This is a genomic window from Pseudomonas sp. (assembly GCF_037994325.1).
Lineage (GTDB): Bacteria > Pseudomonadota > Gammaproteobacteria > Pseudomonadales > Pseudomonadaceae > Aquipseudomonas.
On sequence record NZ_JBBNAH010000092.1, the window covers coordinates 1 to 16,224 of the forward strand.

Below are 16,224 nucleotides of genomic sequence, written 5' to 3' on the forward strand. Positions count from 1 at the left end.
CTTCTGCACCATGGTGCCGATGCGCAGTTTGCCGTTTCGTCTGGTCTGCCTGCTGGGCTTGGATGACGGCGCGCTGCCGCGTCGGACCCCGGCTGCAGGTTTTGATTTGATCAGCCAACACCCACGGCGTGGCGACCGCGCGCGGCGGCTGGATGACCGTTATCTGCTGCTGGAAATTCTGCTCTCGGCCCGCGATGCGCTGTACCTCAGCTATGTCGGCCGCGACCCGCGCAATAACGCCGAGCTGCCGCCCTCGGTGCTGATTAGCGAAGTGATGGAGTCGGTCGACCTCACGGCATTTGTGCCGGGGGCCAACACGCCGGCCAGCAAACAACTGACCATCGCCCACCCGCTGCAACCCTTCTCTCCGGGCAACTTCGCCACGGGCGCGCGCAGCAGTTATGCGGGGTCGTGGTTCCGCGCCGCGCAACGTCTAGCCGAGCCGCCGCAAAGCAGCCCCGCTGCCTTTGCCGGCCGGTTGCCGGAGCCGGATGCCGATTGGCTGCATATCGAACCGTCGCAACTGCTGCAGTGTTTCCGCCACCCGGCGCGCTTTTTGTTGGAGCAACGCTTAGGCCTGCGTTTGGCCGATAGCGACGAAGCCTTGGCCAGCGATGAACCCTTTGCCCTCGAAGGCCCGGCCTGGCGAGGCCTGCGGCAACTGGCGCTGGAGGCAGTGGAGCGCGATTGGACACTGGAGCAAGAGCGCAACGTCGCCCGCGCCGCTGGCTGGCTGCCCACCGGCGAATTGGGCCAGGCGCTGTGGGGCAAGTTGCGCGGCCCGGTGCGTGCCTTTGCCCCGCGGTTATTCGAGGCGCGCCCGGAAGAACAGGCGCAGCCGCTGTTAGTTGATGTGCAACTGGCTGGCGTGCATATCCATGGCTGGCTGGAAGGGGTGACGAGTAGCGGGCTGTTTGAATGGCGCTTAAATGCGCCGAGCGCCTGGGACTTGCCGTCGTTCTGGCTGCGTCATCTGCTGCTTAACCTCAGCGCCACCGCCGATATCGCCCGTGAAAGCTTGCTGATTTCCCCGGCGCAGGACTGGCAACTCGGGCCGCTGGTCAACCCCAGCGAACTGCTGCTGCCCTGGTTGCAGGCCTACCGCGAGGCCTTGTGCGAACCGCTGCCGCTGATGCTGAAAAGCAGCTACGGCTTTGCCGAGGGGCTGCTAAAACCGGGGCGCAAAGAGCCCATCGAAGCGGCGCGCTTTAAAGCCAAAGTCGCCTGGGAAGGCGCCGACTTCAGCCCCATGCCCGGCGAGGCGCTAGACCCCTGGTACGCCTTGGCCTTCCGCGACCGCGAAGTGCTGGGCGAGCGTTTTGAAGCACTGGCGCAGGAATTGATTGTGCCGGCGCTCACCGCCTTGGCGCCGGCGGCGGGGGATGACGAATGAGCCTTGACCTGCACACCTCATCCTTCACCGGCCGTTCGCTGATCGAGGCCAGCGCCGGTACCGGTAAAACCTGGACGCTTACCGCGTTGTATGCGCGCTTGTTGTTGGAGCGGCAGTTAAGCGTCGGGCAAATTCTGGTGGTGACTTACACCACCGCTGCCACCGCCGAGTTACGTGAGCGTATTCGCGCACGGTTGGCGGAGTTGTTGGCGGTGTATGAGGGCACACCGAGTAGCGATGATTTTCTTACCCGCTTGCACGCCAAGTACCCCGGCGAAGAGTCGCGGCGGCGCTTGCTGTTGGCGGTGCATGGTTTTGATGAGGCGGCGATTTTTACCATTCACGGTTTCTGTCAGCGTGCGTTGCAGGACGCGGTGTTTGAGGCCGGTGGCGATTTTGACAGCGAGCTGGCCAGCGATGACCGCGAGGTGTTGGATGCCTTGCTCACCGATGCCTGGCGTCATGAGCTGGCCGGTGCGGATCCAGCCTGGGCGCGCTTTTTAGCCAAAAAGAAAATCACCCCAGGGCTACTGCGTCAGCGTTTGCGCGCGCACTTGGGTAAGCCGTATTTGCGCATTGAGCCGCGTGTGGATGAGTCGGGCCCGGCTTCGGATGAGCTGACGGCGGCTAGCCAGGCCTGGAGCGCAGCAGCCGAGCTGTGGCGGCGCTCGGGCTATGGCTGGGTTGAGCAGTTGCAGGAGCATGGCGGCCTGAGCCAGACCACCCACAAGCGGGAGAAATTCCCCGGCTGGTCGGCTGAGCTGGACAGTTATTTCGCCGACCCGGCCGCGTTGTTCGAGGTGCCCGTCGGCCTGGAGAAACTGGCCGGCAGTGCGCTGCATAAAGCCACCAAGAAAAACTTCGACGCGCCCAGCAGCGCCGTCGCAGAAGCCTTTGATACGTTGCTGCTGGCGGTTGCCGATGCCTTGCCGGCGGGCGAGCAGCGGCTGATTGCCTTGCAGGTGCGCCTGCTCGATAAGCTCAATGCTGAGCTGCCGGCGCGCAAAGCGGCGCAGCGCATGTTGGCCTTTGATGATTTGCTTAACCGCCTTAACGAGGCCTTGCACGGTCCGGCCGGTGACGCCTTGGCGCTGACCTTGCGCACGCGCTATCCACTGGCGCTGATCGATGAATTCCAGGACACCGACCCGGTGCAGTACCAGATTTTTGATCGGGTCTATCAGCACGGCGGTGACCTATGTTTTGTCGGCGACCCCAAGCAGGCGATCTATGCCTTCCGCGGTGCCGACCTGGCCACCTATTTAACCGCCCGTGATGCCGCCGAACGACGCTACGACTTGCCCTTTAACTACCGCTCCACGGCTGAGCTGATCGCCGCGTTGAATGTGCTGTTTGCCCGGCCGCAGCCATTTGCGGTGCAGGGCTTGGATTACCCGCCCGTGGAAGCAGGCGTTAAGCCGCGCGCGCAATTGGTTTTGCCGCCAGGCAGCGAGGCGCCGCTGGCGCTGGTGTGGCTCGGTGATGAGCCGCTAAACAAGGGCCGCGCCGATACGGTGGTGGCGCTGGATACGGCGCAGCGCATTGCCGGGCTACTGGCGGCCAGCGCCCAGGGCCAGGCATATTTCGACAAAGACGGCGTACGCACGCCACTCAAGGGCGGCGATATCGCCGTGCTGGTGTCCAATCACCGTCAGGCCTCGGAAGTGGCCGATCAATTGGTCGCCCGCGGTGTGCCCAGCGTGCGTCGCGGCAATCAAAGCGTGTGGCATAGCGAGGAGGCGGCGGAGTTGTCGGCGGTGTTGGCGGCCTATGCCGAGCCCGGGCGCGAGGGCGTGTTGCGCTATGCCTTGTCCACCCGTTTGCTGGGCCGTGATGCCTTGCAGCTAGCGCGTTGCCAAGACGATGAGCGCGCCTGGGACCGCGAGCGCGAAGACGCCGAGCTGTATCACCAGCTCTGGCAACAGCAAGGTTTTATGCGCGCCTTTCGCGCCTGGCTGGATCAGGAACAGGTGGCGGAACGCTTGCTCGCCGCGCCCGATGGCGAACGACGCCTGACCAACTTGCTGCACCTGGCCGAGCTGCTGCAAACCGAGAGTCAGCAACGCCCAGGCCTTGAACCGTTGCTCGCTTGGCTGAACGCCCAACGCGGCAGTGAAGGCGCTGGCGATGACGCGCTGCTGCGCCTGGAAAGCGATGCTGAGCGGGTGCAGATTGTCACCATCCACACCAGTAAGGGCCTGGAATATCCCTTGGTGTTTTGCCCGTATCTGTGGAATGGCCGTCTGCTTGGCCAGCACAAAGACAGCGCCCGCTGCCATGACGAAGACGGGCAGCCGCTGCTGGACATGGGCAGCGACAACCTGGACGCCAATCTGCAACGCGCTCGCGAAGAAGTGTTCGCCGAGCAACTGCGCTTGGCTTATGTAGCGCTGACCCGCGCCCGTGATCGCCTGTGGTTGCATTGGGGGGCAGTGGCGGTGCCTGCGCCAGTGAAAAAAACCGGATTGCTGCCGGAAGAGGGTCTGCATAGCAGCGCCTTGGCCTGGCTGCTGCACGGGCGTGAACTGCCCGGCAACGATGCCCTCGGTGAATTGGCGCAGCACCTGAACGAGCGCACGGGCGAGCAATTGGCGGCGGAGGTAGATGAGTTGGTGGCCGCCAGTGGCGGCACCTTTGCCCGCCTGCCATTGCTCAATAGCGAGGCCAGTGCTGGCGGTGAACAGCGGGCGCCGGCTCCGGAGCAATTGGGCCAGTTTGAGCGCAGCTTGCACAGCGCGTGGCGTATTGGCAGCTTTTCGGGGTTGTCGGCCGGTATGCATATGGAAGCGCCGGACCGCGACAACCTGAGCATCCCCGATGCCAGCGATCCGGGCCTGGGCTTCTTTGCCTTTCCCCGTGGCGCCCGTGCCGGTACCTGTTTGCATGCCGTGTTGGAGGAATGGGCGCGGGGTAAAGGCGAGTTGCCGGTGTTGGTGGAAAAAGCATTGACCGACCATGGCCTATCCCGCGACTGGACGGAGCTCGCCGCCGCGCATTTGCAACTGGTGCTGGATACCGATCTGGATGGCCAAGGTTTGACATTGGCCAGCCTGGTATCGGCGCGGCGCTTGCCGGAGCTGGGCTTTACCTTTCCGGTGGCCGGCCTGGATGTGCTGCGCCTGCGGGCCATTCTGGCTGACCCGCAACACGGCTTGGCGGCGCCCATGCGCGAAGCGGCGCAGCGGTTGGAGTTCGACAGCCTCAAAGGCTTTCTCAAGGGCTTTATCGACCTGACCTTTGAGCATCAGGGCCGCTGGTATATCGCCGACTACAAGTCCAACTGGCTGGGGCCGGATGCCAGTTACTACAGCGGCGAGCGTCTGCTGCAAGCGTTGGCGGGCGAGCACTATTACCTGCAATACCTGATCTACCTGGTGGCGCTGCGGCGCTTCCTGCGCCAGCGCCTGGCGGACTTTAACGATGAGCAATTGGGCGGCGCCTATTACCTGTTCCTGCGCGGTATGCCGAGTGCCGGGGTGTATTTCTCGCGCCCCGCCGACAGCCTGCTGGATGCCCTCGACCAGTTGTTTAATGAGGAGCAGCCATGAGCCTTGCCGATATGCCGCTGGGGCCATTGGAGCGGGCGTTTGTCGCCAGCCTGCAACGCTTGGATAGCGATGCGAGTGAGGCGGTGTTGGTCGCGGCAGCGCTGACCTGTGGCGCGTTGGGCGGCGGTGATGTGTGCCTGCCGCTGCGTCGCTGCGCCGGGCAGCGGGTTTGGCCGGAGGTGGCCGGCGGTGTGTTGCTACCCAAGTTAGATAACTGGGTTGAGCAGCTGCAGGCGTCGCCTCTGGTGGGTGCACCGGGCGAGTTTGCACCGCTGATTTTGGAGGGTGAGCGCCTTTATCTGGCGCGTTATCACCATTACGAAACCCAGCTGGCGACGCAGTTACTGGCTCGCGGCAACGCCAACCCTGAGGTGGATGAAGCGCTATTGGCCGACGGCCTGGCGCGGCTTTTTGCGCGCAATAACAACCAGGCCGGGCCGGACTGGCAGCGGTTGGCGGCGGCGCAGGCGGTGCGGCGCAACCTGGCGGTGATTTCGGGTGGCCCCGGTACCGGCAAAACCACCACCGTGGTGCGCTTGCTCGCGGCGCTGCTGGAACAGCCGGGCGGCGAGCGTTTGGCTATTGGCTTGGCTGCGCCCACGGGCAAAGCGGCGGCGCGCATGGCTGAGGCCATTCGTAATGCCAAGGCTGAGCTGCCGGTGAGCGAGGCGATCAAGGCGGCGTTGCCGGAAGAGGCGCGCACCCTGCACCGTTTGCTCGGCAGCCGTGGCGATACGCCCAAGGTGCGTCACCACGCCGCCAGCCCGTTGCCGCTGGACGTATTGGTGGTGGACGAAGCCTCGATGGTCGACCTGGCGTTGATGGCCAAACTGGTGGATGCTTTACCGGTGAATGCGCGGCTGATTTTGCTCGGCGACAAAGACCAACTTTCGGCGGTGGAGGCCGGCGCGGTGTTTGCTGAACTCTGCGAAGGCCGTGGCTTTAACCGGGAGACGGCCGCCGCGTTACAACGTCTGACCGGCCAGCCGGTTGAGGCGCATATGCCCAGCTCGCAGCTGGGTGATGCGGTGGTGTTGCTCACCCATAGTCATCGCTTCGCGGGTGATAGCGGCATTGGCGAGCTGGCGCGGCGCATCAATGCCGGCGACGCGGCCGGCACCTTGAACGTGCTGAAAGAAGGCCGAGCGGATTTGGCCTGGCAAGCGCAACCAACGCCCAATGCGTTGCTGGATCGCTTGGAACAGGGCTATGCGCCCTATCTGGCAGCCGCGCGCAGCGGCCATGTGGCAGCAACCTTTACCGCCTTTAACGACTTTCGTACCCTGACTGCCCAGCGCCAGGGGGCGTGGGGTGTGGAGGGTATTAACGAAGCATTGGAAGCGCGGATTAAACGACGTTTCAGCTTGCCCAGCCGCGAGCGTTGGTACCCCGGCAGGGCGATTATGGTGCGCCAGAACGACTACGCCTTGGGGCTGTTTAACGGCGATATCGGCATTTGCCTGGCCAGTGACAATGGCCTGCGGGTGTTCTTCGAAAGTGCCGGTGAAAGTGAGCCGACTTTCCGCCCGTTTTCCCCGGCGCGGCTGCCCAGCCACGACAGCGCTTTTGCCATGACCGTGCATAAAAGCCAGGGCTCGGAATTCAGTGAAGTGCTGCTGGCGCTGCCCGATACCCCCAGCCCGTTGCTGACTCGCTCGCTGCTCTACACCGGCATTACCCGCGCCAAGCACAAGGTGGAGATATGGGCGTTGCCGACGCGCTTGGCCGAGGCGGTGAGTACCCGGGCGGAAAGGGCGGCTGGGTTGGCGGAGCGCTTGCGGGTGCAAGGGTTTGTAGCGTCGCTGCCGGCGCCCATCAGTAAGCCCGCCAGCGATCAGGATCAACTCAGCTTGTTTTAGCGCGCCGTCCGCAAATGCGGAAAACCACGGTAGTGCCGGAATGTTACGCACGCTCTGACATTCTGGATCCCCGCCTTCGCGGGGATGACGGCGATTTCTGTGTGACCTGGTAATTGCCCTGCAGCACCGTCATTCGCGCGAAGGCGGGAATCCAGGCGCTCGAAAGTGACTGCAACCCGCCGGCGTTCGAGGGACTGTGCTTTTACCAAGGCACGGGTTTGCTGGTGGTAACAACCTTTTGTCGGCTACAACCGCTTCGGTTTGACTCTTCGCCATTTCCTACAATGCTTGGCACCCAGCAGTGTCTTCCACTCTGTGACACGGAGTTGTCATGGCCAAGCGTCCCGTCTCGTCTCCCGCGAAAAGCAAAGCGGCATCCACCGCGAAAGCTACGCCCGCCAAAAAGCCCACGCCTGCGAAAAAAACCGCCGTTAAAGCCAAGCGGGATGTGCGTCGCGATTCCATGGATTTTCGCGACCTGACCTACAGCGCCTCGCTTACCCCGCTGCCCGATGTGCTCTACCCGGTATGGCCGCACCTGCAGATTCTCGACCAGGGCGAGCAGGGCGCCTGTACCGGTTTTGGCTTGGCGGCGACGATCAATTACCTGCGCGCCACCCGTGGCCAGAAGGGCTTGGTCAGCCCTTATATGCTGTTCAGCATGGCCCGCCGTTATGACCAATGGCCGGGGGAAAACTATGACTACAGCAGCGCCCGCGGGGCGATGAAGGGCTGGCATAAGCACGGTGCCTGTCTGGCGCAAACCTGGCCGAAAAGCCGCAAGGGCGGTATCAGCCCGGAGATTCAGCAGCAGGCCTTGGATATTCCCCTGGGCGCGTACTTCCGGGTGTTCTCGCGGATCAACGATGTGCAGGCGGCGTTGCGTGATGTCGGCGTGTTGTTTGCCTCGGCGAAAACCCATGCGGGGTGGGATGCGCCGCAGAACGGCAAGATTGTTTGGCGACCCAAGGCTAACGAAGAAGACAGCGGCCATGCCTTTGCCATTGTCGGTTACACCCGCGATGGCTTTTTGGTGCAGAACTCGTGGAAAGACTGGGGCGGTTTTACTGCTGGAGAGCACACCTATACCGGCGTGGCGCTGTGGAGCTACGCCGACTTTGAGGCCAATGTCTGGGATGTCTGGGTGGCGCAGTTGGGGGTGAAGGTCAACTTTGAAGTCACCGATACCGCCAGCCGCTACACCGCCGACGGCGGCACCGCGCGCGCGACGCAACCGGCGCCGCCGCAGGAGTCGATTTACCTGCACTACCTGCATATCGACAACGGTCGCTTGGATAATCAGGGCCAGTACGCCTCCGATACCACGCAGTTGGATGCCATTATCGCGGCGCTGCAGGCAAGCCAACCCAAGCACATCGTGCTGTACGCCCATGGCGGCCTGAACTCGGTGGAAAGCTCGGCCATGCGCGCCTTTAAGTGGCGGCCGGTGTTTGAGGTCAATGGTGTTTACGAGCTGCATTTCATCTGGGAAACCGGGCTGTGGAGTGAGTTGGGCGACCTCCTGCATATCAAGCAACCGGCGGTCGATGAGCGGGTTGGTTCGGTGAGTTCGTGGTGGGACAACCAGGTGGAAAAACTCACTCAACCGATGGGCTTTTCCCTGTGGCAGGAAATGAAGCTGGATGCGCAGCGCGCGTTTGTTGCGCAGGGTGCCGGCACGCTGGTGCTCAAGCGCCTGTTGGCCTGGCTGGGGGCTCAAGGGCGGGCGGCGCCGCAGGTGCATTTGGTTGGGCATAGCGCCGGCTCAATCTGGCATGCCCATCTGCTGCAAGCCTGGCTGGCGCAAAAAGGCCCGCAAATCGCCAACCTGCTGTTGTTCGCCCCGGCGTGTACGGTGGCCTTGTATGAGCAGACGTTTTTGCCGGCTTTAGGCAAAGGTATCGCGCAGCAGAAGTTGCTGGTGCTGTCTGATCAGGCCGAGCAAGACGATACGGTGGCGGGGGTGTATCGCAAGTCGCTGCTGTACCTGGTGTCGAATGCCTACGACAACAAGACCGCACGCATTCCGATTTTGGGCATGGAGAAATTCCAGCCGCCTACGCAGCCGAAGAACAGCACCTTGGTGGTGGCCAGCAGCGCCAGCGCGCAAAGCAGCAGCCGCAGCCACGGCGGCTTCGACAACGATGTGCCGAGCATGAACAACCTGCTGCAAACCGTGCTGGGTAGCGCGGTGAAGCGTTTGTTCAAGGATGAGGATATGAAGGGGTATTAAGCCAAAGCGCGCTAGTGATCTCGTAGGGTGTACTGCGCGCACCAAGCGGTCTTGCGGTTCGTGTAACAGTGCGTACAGCACACCCTACGCAAAACGGGACCGCGAAGGTCCCGTTTTTTTTATCCGTGGAGTCGTTACTCGCCCGGAATATCCTTGCGCAGTTTCACCACGTCTTGCTGCTTCTTGGCGCGTGCGGTGCGCATTTTAATGTTGATGGCTTCCACCGCCAGGGAGAAGGCCATGGCGAAGTAGACGTAGCCTTTAGGCACGTGCACGTCGAAGGCTTCGGCGATCAGCACGGTGCCGACAATTACCAGAAACGCCAGGGCCAGCATTTTCAGCGACGGGTGCTTGTCGATGAAATCGCTGATGGTGCCGGCGGCCAGCATCATCACCAGCACGGCAACAATAATGGCGGCGATCATCACCGGTACGTGGGAGACCATGCCGACGGCGGTGATCACCGAGTCCAGCGAGAAGACGATGTCGATAATGGCGATCTGGATGATGGTGCCGATAAAGCCGCCACCCATGCCTTTGGGCTCATCGCCGGCTTCATCTTCGCCTTCAAGGCTGTGATACATCTCGGTGGTGCTTTTCCACAGCAGAAACAGGCCGCCGAAGAACAGGATCAGGTCACGGCCGGAGAAGCCTTGGCCCATCACCGTGAACAGGTCGGCGGTCAGGCGCATTACCCAGGTGATCGACAGCAGCAACATGATGCGCGTGACCATGGCCAAGGCCAGACCAAAGAAGCGGGTCTTGGGCTGCATGGCTTTGGGCATGCGGCTGACCAGGATCGAAATCATGATGATGTTGTCGATCCCCAGCACAATTTCCAGGGCCGTCAGGGTGAAAAATGCGATCCAGATTTCTGGGCTGGTCAGCCATTCCATGTACAACTTCCTCGAGCGTTACGGGACAAAAAAGGTTAGCCGCCAAATAGCGGGAAAGTTCCCAAGGCCAGCGCGGCGACAAGGATACACAGGCAAACCAGAACTGCCCATTTCAGGGTGAAGCGTTGGTGGTCACCAAACTCGATACCGGCCAGGCCCACCAGCAAATAGGTGGACGGCACCAACGGGCTGAGCAAGTGCACCGGCTGACCAACGATGGAGGCACGGGCCATTTCCACGGCGCTGATGCCGTAGTGGCTAGCCGCCTCGGCGAGCACCGGCAGTACGCCGTAGTAGAAGGCGTCGTTGGACATAAAAAAGGTGAACGGCATGCTGACCACAGCGGTAATCACCGCCAGGTACGGGCCCATGGCGTCAGGGATCACCGCCAGTAGGCTTTTCGACATGGCGTCGACCATGCCGGTTCCAGTCAAAATGCCGGTGAAAATACCGGCGGCGAAAATCAGCCCGACCACTGCCAGCACATTGGCCGAGTGCGCGGCCACGCGGTCTTTCTGCTGTTGCAGGCAGGGGTAGTTAACGATCATGGCAATGCCGAAGGCGATCATAAACAGCACGGGCAACGGCAGCAGGCCCATGATTAGCGCCACCATCAGCGCCACGGTAAGGCCGGCGTTAAACCAGATCAGTTTAGGGCGACGGGCGTCGGGAAATTGCGACACGCTGATTTCGCCTTGTTCCACCTCGTCCCCCGGCAGGTGCAGTTCACCCAGGCGGGCACGCTCACGTTTGCCGTAGAAATAGGCGATGGCCAGGATGGCAATAACACCGGCGCACATGGCGGGAATCATCGGCACGAAAATTTCAGATGGGTCGACATGCAAGGCACTGGCTGCGCGCGCCGTTGGCCCGCCCCACGGGGTCATATTCATGACTCCGCCGGCCAGAATGATCAGCCCCGCCATGATTCTTGGGCTCATGCCCAGGCGCTTGTACAGCGGCAGCATGGCCGCCACGCAGATCATATAGGTGGTGGCGCCGTCGCCATCCAAGGACACCACCAAGGCCAGCACGGCGGTACCCACCGAGACTTTCAGCGGGTCGCCTTTGACCAGCTTGAGGATCTTGCGCACGGCCGGATCGAACAGGCCGGAGTCGATCATCAGGGCAAAGTAGAGGATGGCGAACATCAGCATCACCCCGGTGGGGGCAAGCTTGGTGATGCCTTCGAGCATCATTGGGCCGATCTTGGCGGCAAAGCCACCAAACAGGGCGAACAGGATAGGGATGATGATCAGAGCAATCAGCGCCGACAGGCGTTTGCTCATGATCAGGTACATAAAGGTGATGACCATGGCAAAGCCGAGGAGGGTCAACATAGGGGTTCTCCGAACGTTAGCGGGCGATGGGGCGGACAGACGTCAAAGGGACGGTCGTTAGCAACGGGCGCGAGGAGGGCGGAGAACGGGTGTACGCGGGGAGCAGCAAAACATGGCAATCACCACTTTTTATTGTTGGAGTTGGCCGGCGGACACGGGGCCGCCAGCAGCCGGTCTGGTGCCGGCAGTGGGGGGGATGCTAAGCGGCGAAGCTTTCAGCCAGCTTTCAGTGTGCAACAGCAGACCGGCGGCTAGGCCAGCAGGCTGAGGACCAGCATCAGGCTGATGGCCGAGAGCAAGGTTTGCAGGGTGATGATGCCGGCCATCAATTGGCTGTCGCCGCCTAACTGACGGGTAAGCACATAGGCGGTGGGTGCGGTGGGCAGGGCGAAGAACAGGATCAGCACGCTGCTGGCCAGTGGCGGCAACCCCAGCCCACGGGCCACGCCGTAGGCCAGCAAGGGCATAAGCAGCAAACGGATGGCGCAGTTGGACAGCAGCGCTGGCGCCTCGCCGGCCAGCTGCTGCGGGCGCAATGCCGCGCCGACGCAGAGCAGGCCCAGCGGCAGGCTGGCGACGGCGAGCAAATTCAGCAGGCGGTCGCTGCCACCCGGCAAGCCGATACCTAGCGTGTTGACCAGCGCGCCGGCAGCGCAGGCGAGAATCAGCGGGTTACGTGCAATTGGCAGTAGCAGGCTACGGCCACTGACGCCGCGCTCAGCGGTCAGCGCCCATACCGAGAGCAGGTTTACGGCCGGCACCATCATCGCCAGCATCAGCGCGGCCAGGGTCAAGCCTTCCTTGCCATACAGGGCGCCAACGGCTGCCAGGCCCAGATAGGTGTTAAAGCGCAGCACGCCCTGGCTGATGGCGCCAAAGCGCGCCGCGGTCCAATGCCGCAGACGCTTGCACAGCAACAAGGCCAGCCAGGCAATGCCCAAGCCGAGCAGCACCGCCAGGCCCAGGCGCGGCAGGGCTGGGTTACGCAGCGGCGCTGTGGCCAGATTGCTAAACAGCAGGGCCGGGAATAATACGAAGTAGTTCAGCCGCTCCGCCGTCGGCCAGAACTCATCGCCGGCAAAGCGCAGTCGGCGCAAGGCAAAACCGCCGACGATCAGGGCAAACAATGGCCATAGGGCCAACCACAGCTCCAGCACGGCGCACTCTCTAGCATTGGCATGAGCCTGCATCTTGCGCAGCGAGGTTTCAGGGTGCAAGAGACAGGCGCCCAGGCTAGGCTTTTCGCCGTGAAAGAGGAGACAGACCATGACCGATATCCACACCGGCGGATGCCAATGCGGCGCCCTGCGTTACCGCTTTAACGCGCCCCTGAAAGACATCGCCCACTGCCATTGCAGCATGTGCCGGCGCACCTCGGGCGGCATCGTTACCACCTGGATCACCGTGCCGGTGGAACGCTTTGAATGGACCCAGGGCACGGCGCAGGGCTTTGTTTCGTCGCCCGGCTGTACACGTTCGTTCTGTGGGCAATGTGGGGCGCAGCTGACATTGTTTACCGAGCAGAGTCCGCAGACGATTGATGTGACAGTTGCCACCTTCGACCACCCCGAACAGGCTTTGCCTGACCGGCATATTTGGGTGACCACACGCTTGCCGTGGCTGCATTTGGATGAGCATTTGCCCAGCGAAGAGGGCGAGGCGTTTTAGCAGTCCTGCGATTTTCCCGCTTACATACTCGCCAATAGCACTGCCGTCGTCCCGGCGTAGGCGGGGACCCAGAATGGCGTGGCGAATGTGGTCTCCTTCACGACTCTGGGTCCCCGCCTGCGCGGGGACGACGGGGTTGTGTGTACGATGTCGCCGGCTACGGCAGTACTAATCCGCCGGAAGCTTTATGCAGGGCGCGCAGGTGTTCGCTGAGCTGTTTGAGGTTGGCTTCGCCGGCGTCAAGCTCGGCCAAACGCTGCGGTTCCAGCAGGCTGCGCACTTGGCCGTCGAGGTCGTCGCTCAGTTGCCGTAGTTGCTGTTGGCGGCTGTCGCTTTCTTGTTGCAGGTGTTGCCACTCGCTGGCTTGCGGCAGGCCGTAGCCGCCTTCAAGCAGTTCGGCGGGGCGGCTGAGAAAGCCGCTGTTGGCGAGGATTTTTTCCAGGGTTTTACCGGCCACGCCGGAGTTGCCATTGGCCAGGGCGTCGTCGCTCAGGTAGCGGCGTTTGAGTTCGTCCTGGGCGAGTAACAGTTGCCGACGTTGGGCGGCTTGTTCCAGTAGCAGCATGGCCGCACTGGCGCGCAGATCCGCGCGTTCAAACCAGCTGCGGCGTTCGCTGGCGGGCAGGCTGATCCAGTCATCCACTTCTTTTTGTGCGATGGGCAGGCGCTCTTTCAGCACGTTGAACATGGCTTGGTAGCGGTCGCGAAATGAGTCGAAGCGGTAGCCACGGCGCAGTGCTTCGTTGCGGTCGTCGAGCACGCTGAGGTCGGCCAGACCGCGCCCGCCGAGCACTTCCAGCAAGCCGTTGGGCATGATGTTGTCGAGGGTCTGCAGTTGCGCCTGGTCGGTGCCGCTGCGCAGCAACTTGAGGGTTTCCACGGCACAGTTGTTGGACAGAAAGTAGTAGTTGCCGTCGTAGCTCCAGTGCTGTTCGGCGGCGCGTTCGACCAATGCTTCAAGCTGCGGGCGGTCGAGTTTGAGCGGCACGGAAACCAGGCCGCGCAGCTCGACCTTGGTGTATTCCTCGATCACCTGGCTTAGCGGCAGGACAAACAAGCGCGAGGGATAAACGCCGGTGAGGCCATCCCAGCTAGAGAGTTGCAAGTCGCCAACAAATGCGCGGTAGGACAGCACCAGGTGTTGGTCCATATCCAGTCGGCAATCTGGGCCCCGTGGTCGGCCCGGTGCGCAAATCACCAGGCGCAACATGCTGTGGCCCCAGCGGCTGGCCCACTGGTCATTGGCTTCGGCTAGCAGGTAGTCCACCGCGTATACGCGTTCGGGGTCGAGCTTGCCCAAGGGTTGGCGGGCGAAGTCGCGGCCGGCATTCAGGTAGGCGAAGGTGCCTGGGCAGGCTTCGCTATTGGCTGGCGCCCAGCCGGCGAACTGCGCCTGGTAATAGCGAAACAGCGCCGGGCGGCGGCAGGCGTAGGCCGGGTCGAGGAGGAAATACTCCATGTTTACCGCAACAAATTCACGCGGGTTGCTGAGTTCGTAGACGTCCGGGCTGCGGGCGATCTGGCGGTTATTGGCTTCACGCTCGCCACGGTGGCCGACGTATTGCGGCCAGCCGGCAAGGTCGAGCAGGCGCGGGTCGTCGCTGAGGGTGAAGCGCCGCTCGGTGTGGCCGCGGCAATCGTCCATCTGCCCGACCAGGCCTTGGCTTTTCAATTGGCGCTGGCAGCGCAGCAGCAGAGATTTTTCCGCAGGCGACCATAGCCGTGCGCGGTCATAGAGGTGGGTCAGTTCATGCAGCACTGTGGCCAGTAATTCCTGGCGCACCGTGCCGTGGGGGCGATTGGTTTTTTCCGCGGCAGCTGAGCCGTCGGTAAGGCCGGGCAGCAGGCGTTTGTTCAGGATTAGCGCAGTGGGACGGATGGCTTGGCCGTAGGCGTTGCTTTCCAGCCGCTCACTCCAACTGACCTCAACCTCGCGGTCCAGGCGCTGCACAAAGGCTGGCGGTAATTTCGCCAGGGCCTCGTCCAACAACACCTGGCTGGCCTGCTGCTGGCTGGCGCTCAGAGCTTCGCGGTCGAGCGTCAGCCGCAGTTGCGCCTGGGCCAGGCTGGCGCCGAACAGCAGCGCCGCGCTTAGCAGCCAGGCACCGGCTCGCCTCACAGAGCGAGAATGGCTTCGGCCAGGGTCTGGTCGCTGGCGTCGCGCGCTTCGGGCACGCGGTCACGCAGGGTGCTGAATGCGGCTTCCAGTTGTGCACCACGGATAGCGCCTTGGCTGGCGACAAAGCTGGCGGCGTCGTCGCGGGCTTCGAGTACCACTTTGGAGTCGCGCACCGAGGTGGTGGTGTCGGAGGTGAAATCGATGGTGCGGCCGAAGGCGCGAACGATGATGTCGCTGGTAGCCACCAGGGTGTGGGCCTGAGCCACGCCTGTGGTGATCAGCAAAGCGAAAGCGGCGAGCGAAAGCTGACGGCGCATGAGAAATCTCCGATACAGATGCGGGAAAGTTACTTAGAGCTGGTGGAACAGTTGGACGAAATTGCGCGTCGCCAGTTCCAAGCCAATTGTGGCTATTTGATGGCGGTCGCATTACGCCCTGTACAGCGGGCGCCAAGGCTAGCGTATGGCGCGGCACTGAACCAGCGCCGCGCCGAGGTTCTGCGGCTTAAAGCACCAGAATCGACTGGGCCAATTGCAGGTCACTGTTGGCCTGCAGTTGCGGCACTTGTTGGCGAATGTGGACCAACGCGGCTTCCAGGCGTACGCCGCGAATACTGCCCTCGGTGGCGACAAAGCTGGCGGCGTCTTCACGGGCAGCGAGCACGATCTTGTCGTCTTTAAAGGACGAGGAAAGATCAGAGGTGATATCGGACGTGCCTTTTAATGCGCCGACCACGGCATCGGTGGTGTAGACAAAGCTGGTGGCCGAAGCGCTGGTGGCAAGGGCCAATAGGGTGGCGGCAGTGAGCAGGCGCAGAGCGGACATAGTGGAAACTCCTACAGATAAGCGTTGGTTACGCAGGCACATAGCCTAGCGCAGCGGTGGGCGTTTGAGGGGCGGGCAGGCAGAAGGTTCGCGGGGCTGTAAAGGATTCAGCGCTAATTCAGGCGATTGCCACGTACGCGATTAGATGCCCCTCTCCTGCTTGCGGGAGAGGGGCTAGGGCAGAGGGCCAGCGGTATATAGATAGAGTGCGGTTAAATCATTCGCGCCAAAACGGTTTTTCTAACTCCAAATCCCGCTCACTTGGACAAATACCCGCATCCGCCAATTGCCGATCATCCAGCCGGGCCAACTGCTTGCGGGTGCGCACGTTACGACGCCATAC

At 62.4% G+C, this 16,224-nt stretch carries 11 protein-coding genes and 1 pseudogene; 5 read left to right on the top strand and 7 right to left on the bottom strand.

What is annotated here, in order from left to right:
* The 4 genes and pseudogenes from AAAB16_RS02945 to AAAB16_RS02960 form a co-directional block, all read left to right on the top strand.
* A pseudogene (locus AAAB16_RS02945) lies at window positions 1–1,393 on the top strand (exodeoxyribonuclease V subunit gamma); the annotation flags it as partial.
* Window positions 1,390–4,941 (top strand): exodeoxyribonuclease V subunit beta, encoded by a 3,552-nt coding sequence (gene recB, locus AAAB16_RS02950; protein WP_340661992.1) that lies wholly within the window; start codon window positions 1,390–1,392, stop codon window positions 4,939–4,941. The pseudogene AAAB16_RS02945 and the gene recB, both read left to right, overlap by 4 nt.
* On the top strand, window positions 4,938–6,800 hold the full coding sequence (recD, locus tag AAAB16_RS02955) for an exodeoxyribonuclease V subunit alpha (protein WP_340661993.1): 1,863 nt from the start codon (window positions 4,938–4,940) through the stop codon (window positions 6,798–6,800). Before recB ends, recD begins: the two co-directional genes overlap by 4 nt.
* Before the next feature lie 331 nt (window positions 6,801–7,131).
* Complete coding sequence (locus AAAB16_RS02960) at window positions 7,132–9,033, top strand: hypothetical protein (protein WP_340661994.1); 1,902 nt, start codon at window positions 7,132–7,134, stop codon at window positions 9,031–9,033.
* A gap of 134 nt (window positions 9,034–9,167) precedes the next feature.
* Here the strand turns inward: AAAB16_RS02960 and AAAB16_RS02965 are convergent, their stop codons facing one another.
* The 3 genes from AAAB16_RS02965 to AAAB16_RS02975 form a co-directional block, all read right to left on the bottom strand.
* Window positions 9,168–9,929, bottom strand: a complete 762-nt coding sequence (locus tag AAAB16_RS02965; RefSeq protein ID WP_340661995.1) for a TerC family protein — start codon at window positions 9,927–9,929, stop codon at window positions 9,168–9,170.
* A gap of 35 nt (window positions 9,930–9,964) precedes the next feature.
* On the bottom strand, window positions 9,965–11,269 hold the full coding sequence (locus tag AAAB16_RS02970; protein WP_340661996.1) for a CitMHS family transporter: 1,305 nt from the start codon (window positions 11,267–11,269) through the stop codon (window positions 9,965–9,967).
* A 251-nt stretch (window positions 11,270–11,520) separates the two neighbouring features.
* Window positions 11,521–12,459: an AEC family transporter gene (locus tag AAAB16_RS02975; protein WP_340662000.1), complete on the bottom strand. Its 939-nt coding sequence runs from the start codon at window positions 12,457–12,459 to the stop codon at window positions 11,521–11,523.
* Between the two features lie 76 nt (window positions 12,460–12,535).
* Between AAAB16_RS02975 and AAAB16_RS02980 the strand changes: the two genes are divergently transcribed.
* A complete protein-coding gene (locus AAAB16_RS02980; RefSeq protein WP_340661997.1) occupies window positions 12,536–12,937 on the top strand; it encodes a GFA family protein in 402 nt (133 codons plus the stop codon).
* A gap of 157 nt (window positions 12,938–13,094) precedes the next feature.
* On the opposite strand, the gene AAAB16_RS02985 is transcribed toward AAAB16_RS02980, so the two are convergent.
* From AAAB16_RS02985 to AAAB16_RS03000, 4 genes are all read right to left on the bottom strand, one after another.
* Window positions 13,095–15,056 (bottom strand): DUF4105 domain-containing protein, encoded by a 1,962-nt coding sequence (locus AAAB16_RS02985; RefSeq protein WP_340661998.1) that lies wholly within the window; start codon window positions 15,054–15,056, stop codon window positions 13,095–13,097.
* Window positions 15,053–15,373: a DUF2388 domain-containing protein gene (locus AAAB16_RS02990; protein ID WP_110615850.1), complete on the bottom strand. Its 321-nt coding sequence runs from the start codon at window positions 15,371–15,373 to the stop codon at window positions 15,053–15,055. The genes AAAB16_RS02985 and AAAB16_RS02990 overlap by 4 nt, the downstream gene beginning before the upstream one ends.
* A gap of 187 nt (window positions 15,374–15,560) precedes the next feature.
* A complete protein-coding gene (locus AAAB16_RS02995) occupies window positions 15,561–15,881 on the bottom strand; it encodes a DUF2388 domain-containing protein (protein ID WP_340661999.1) in 321 nt (106 codons plus the stop codon).
* Window positions 15,882–16,098: 217 nt separating this feature from the next.
* Window positions 16,099–16,224: DUF1127 domain-containing protein (locus tag AAAB16_RS03000; protein ID WP_340662001.1), on the bottom strand; the 126-nt coding region annotated here is incomplete at its 5' end.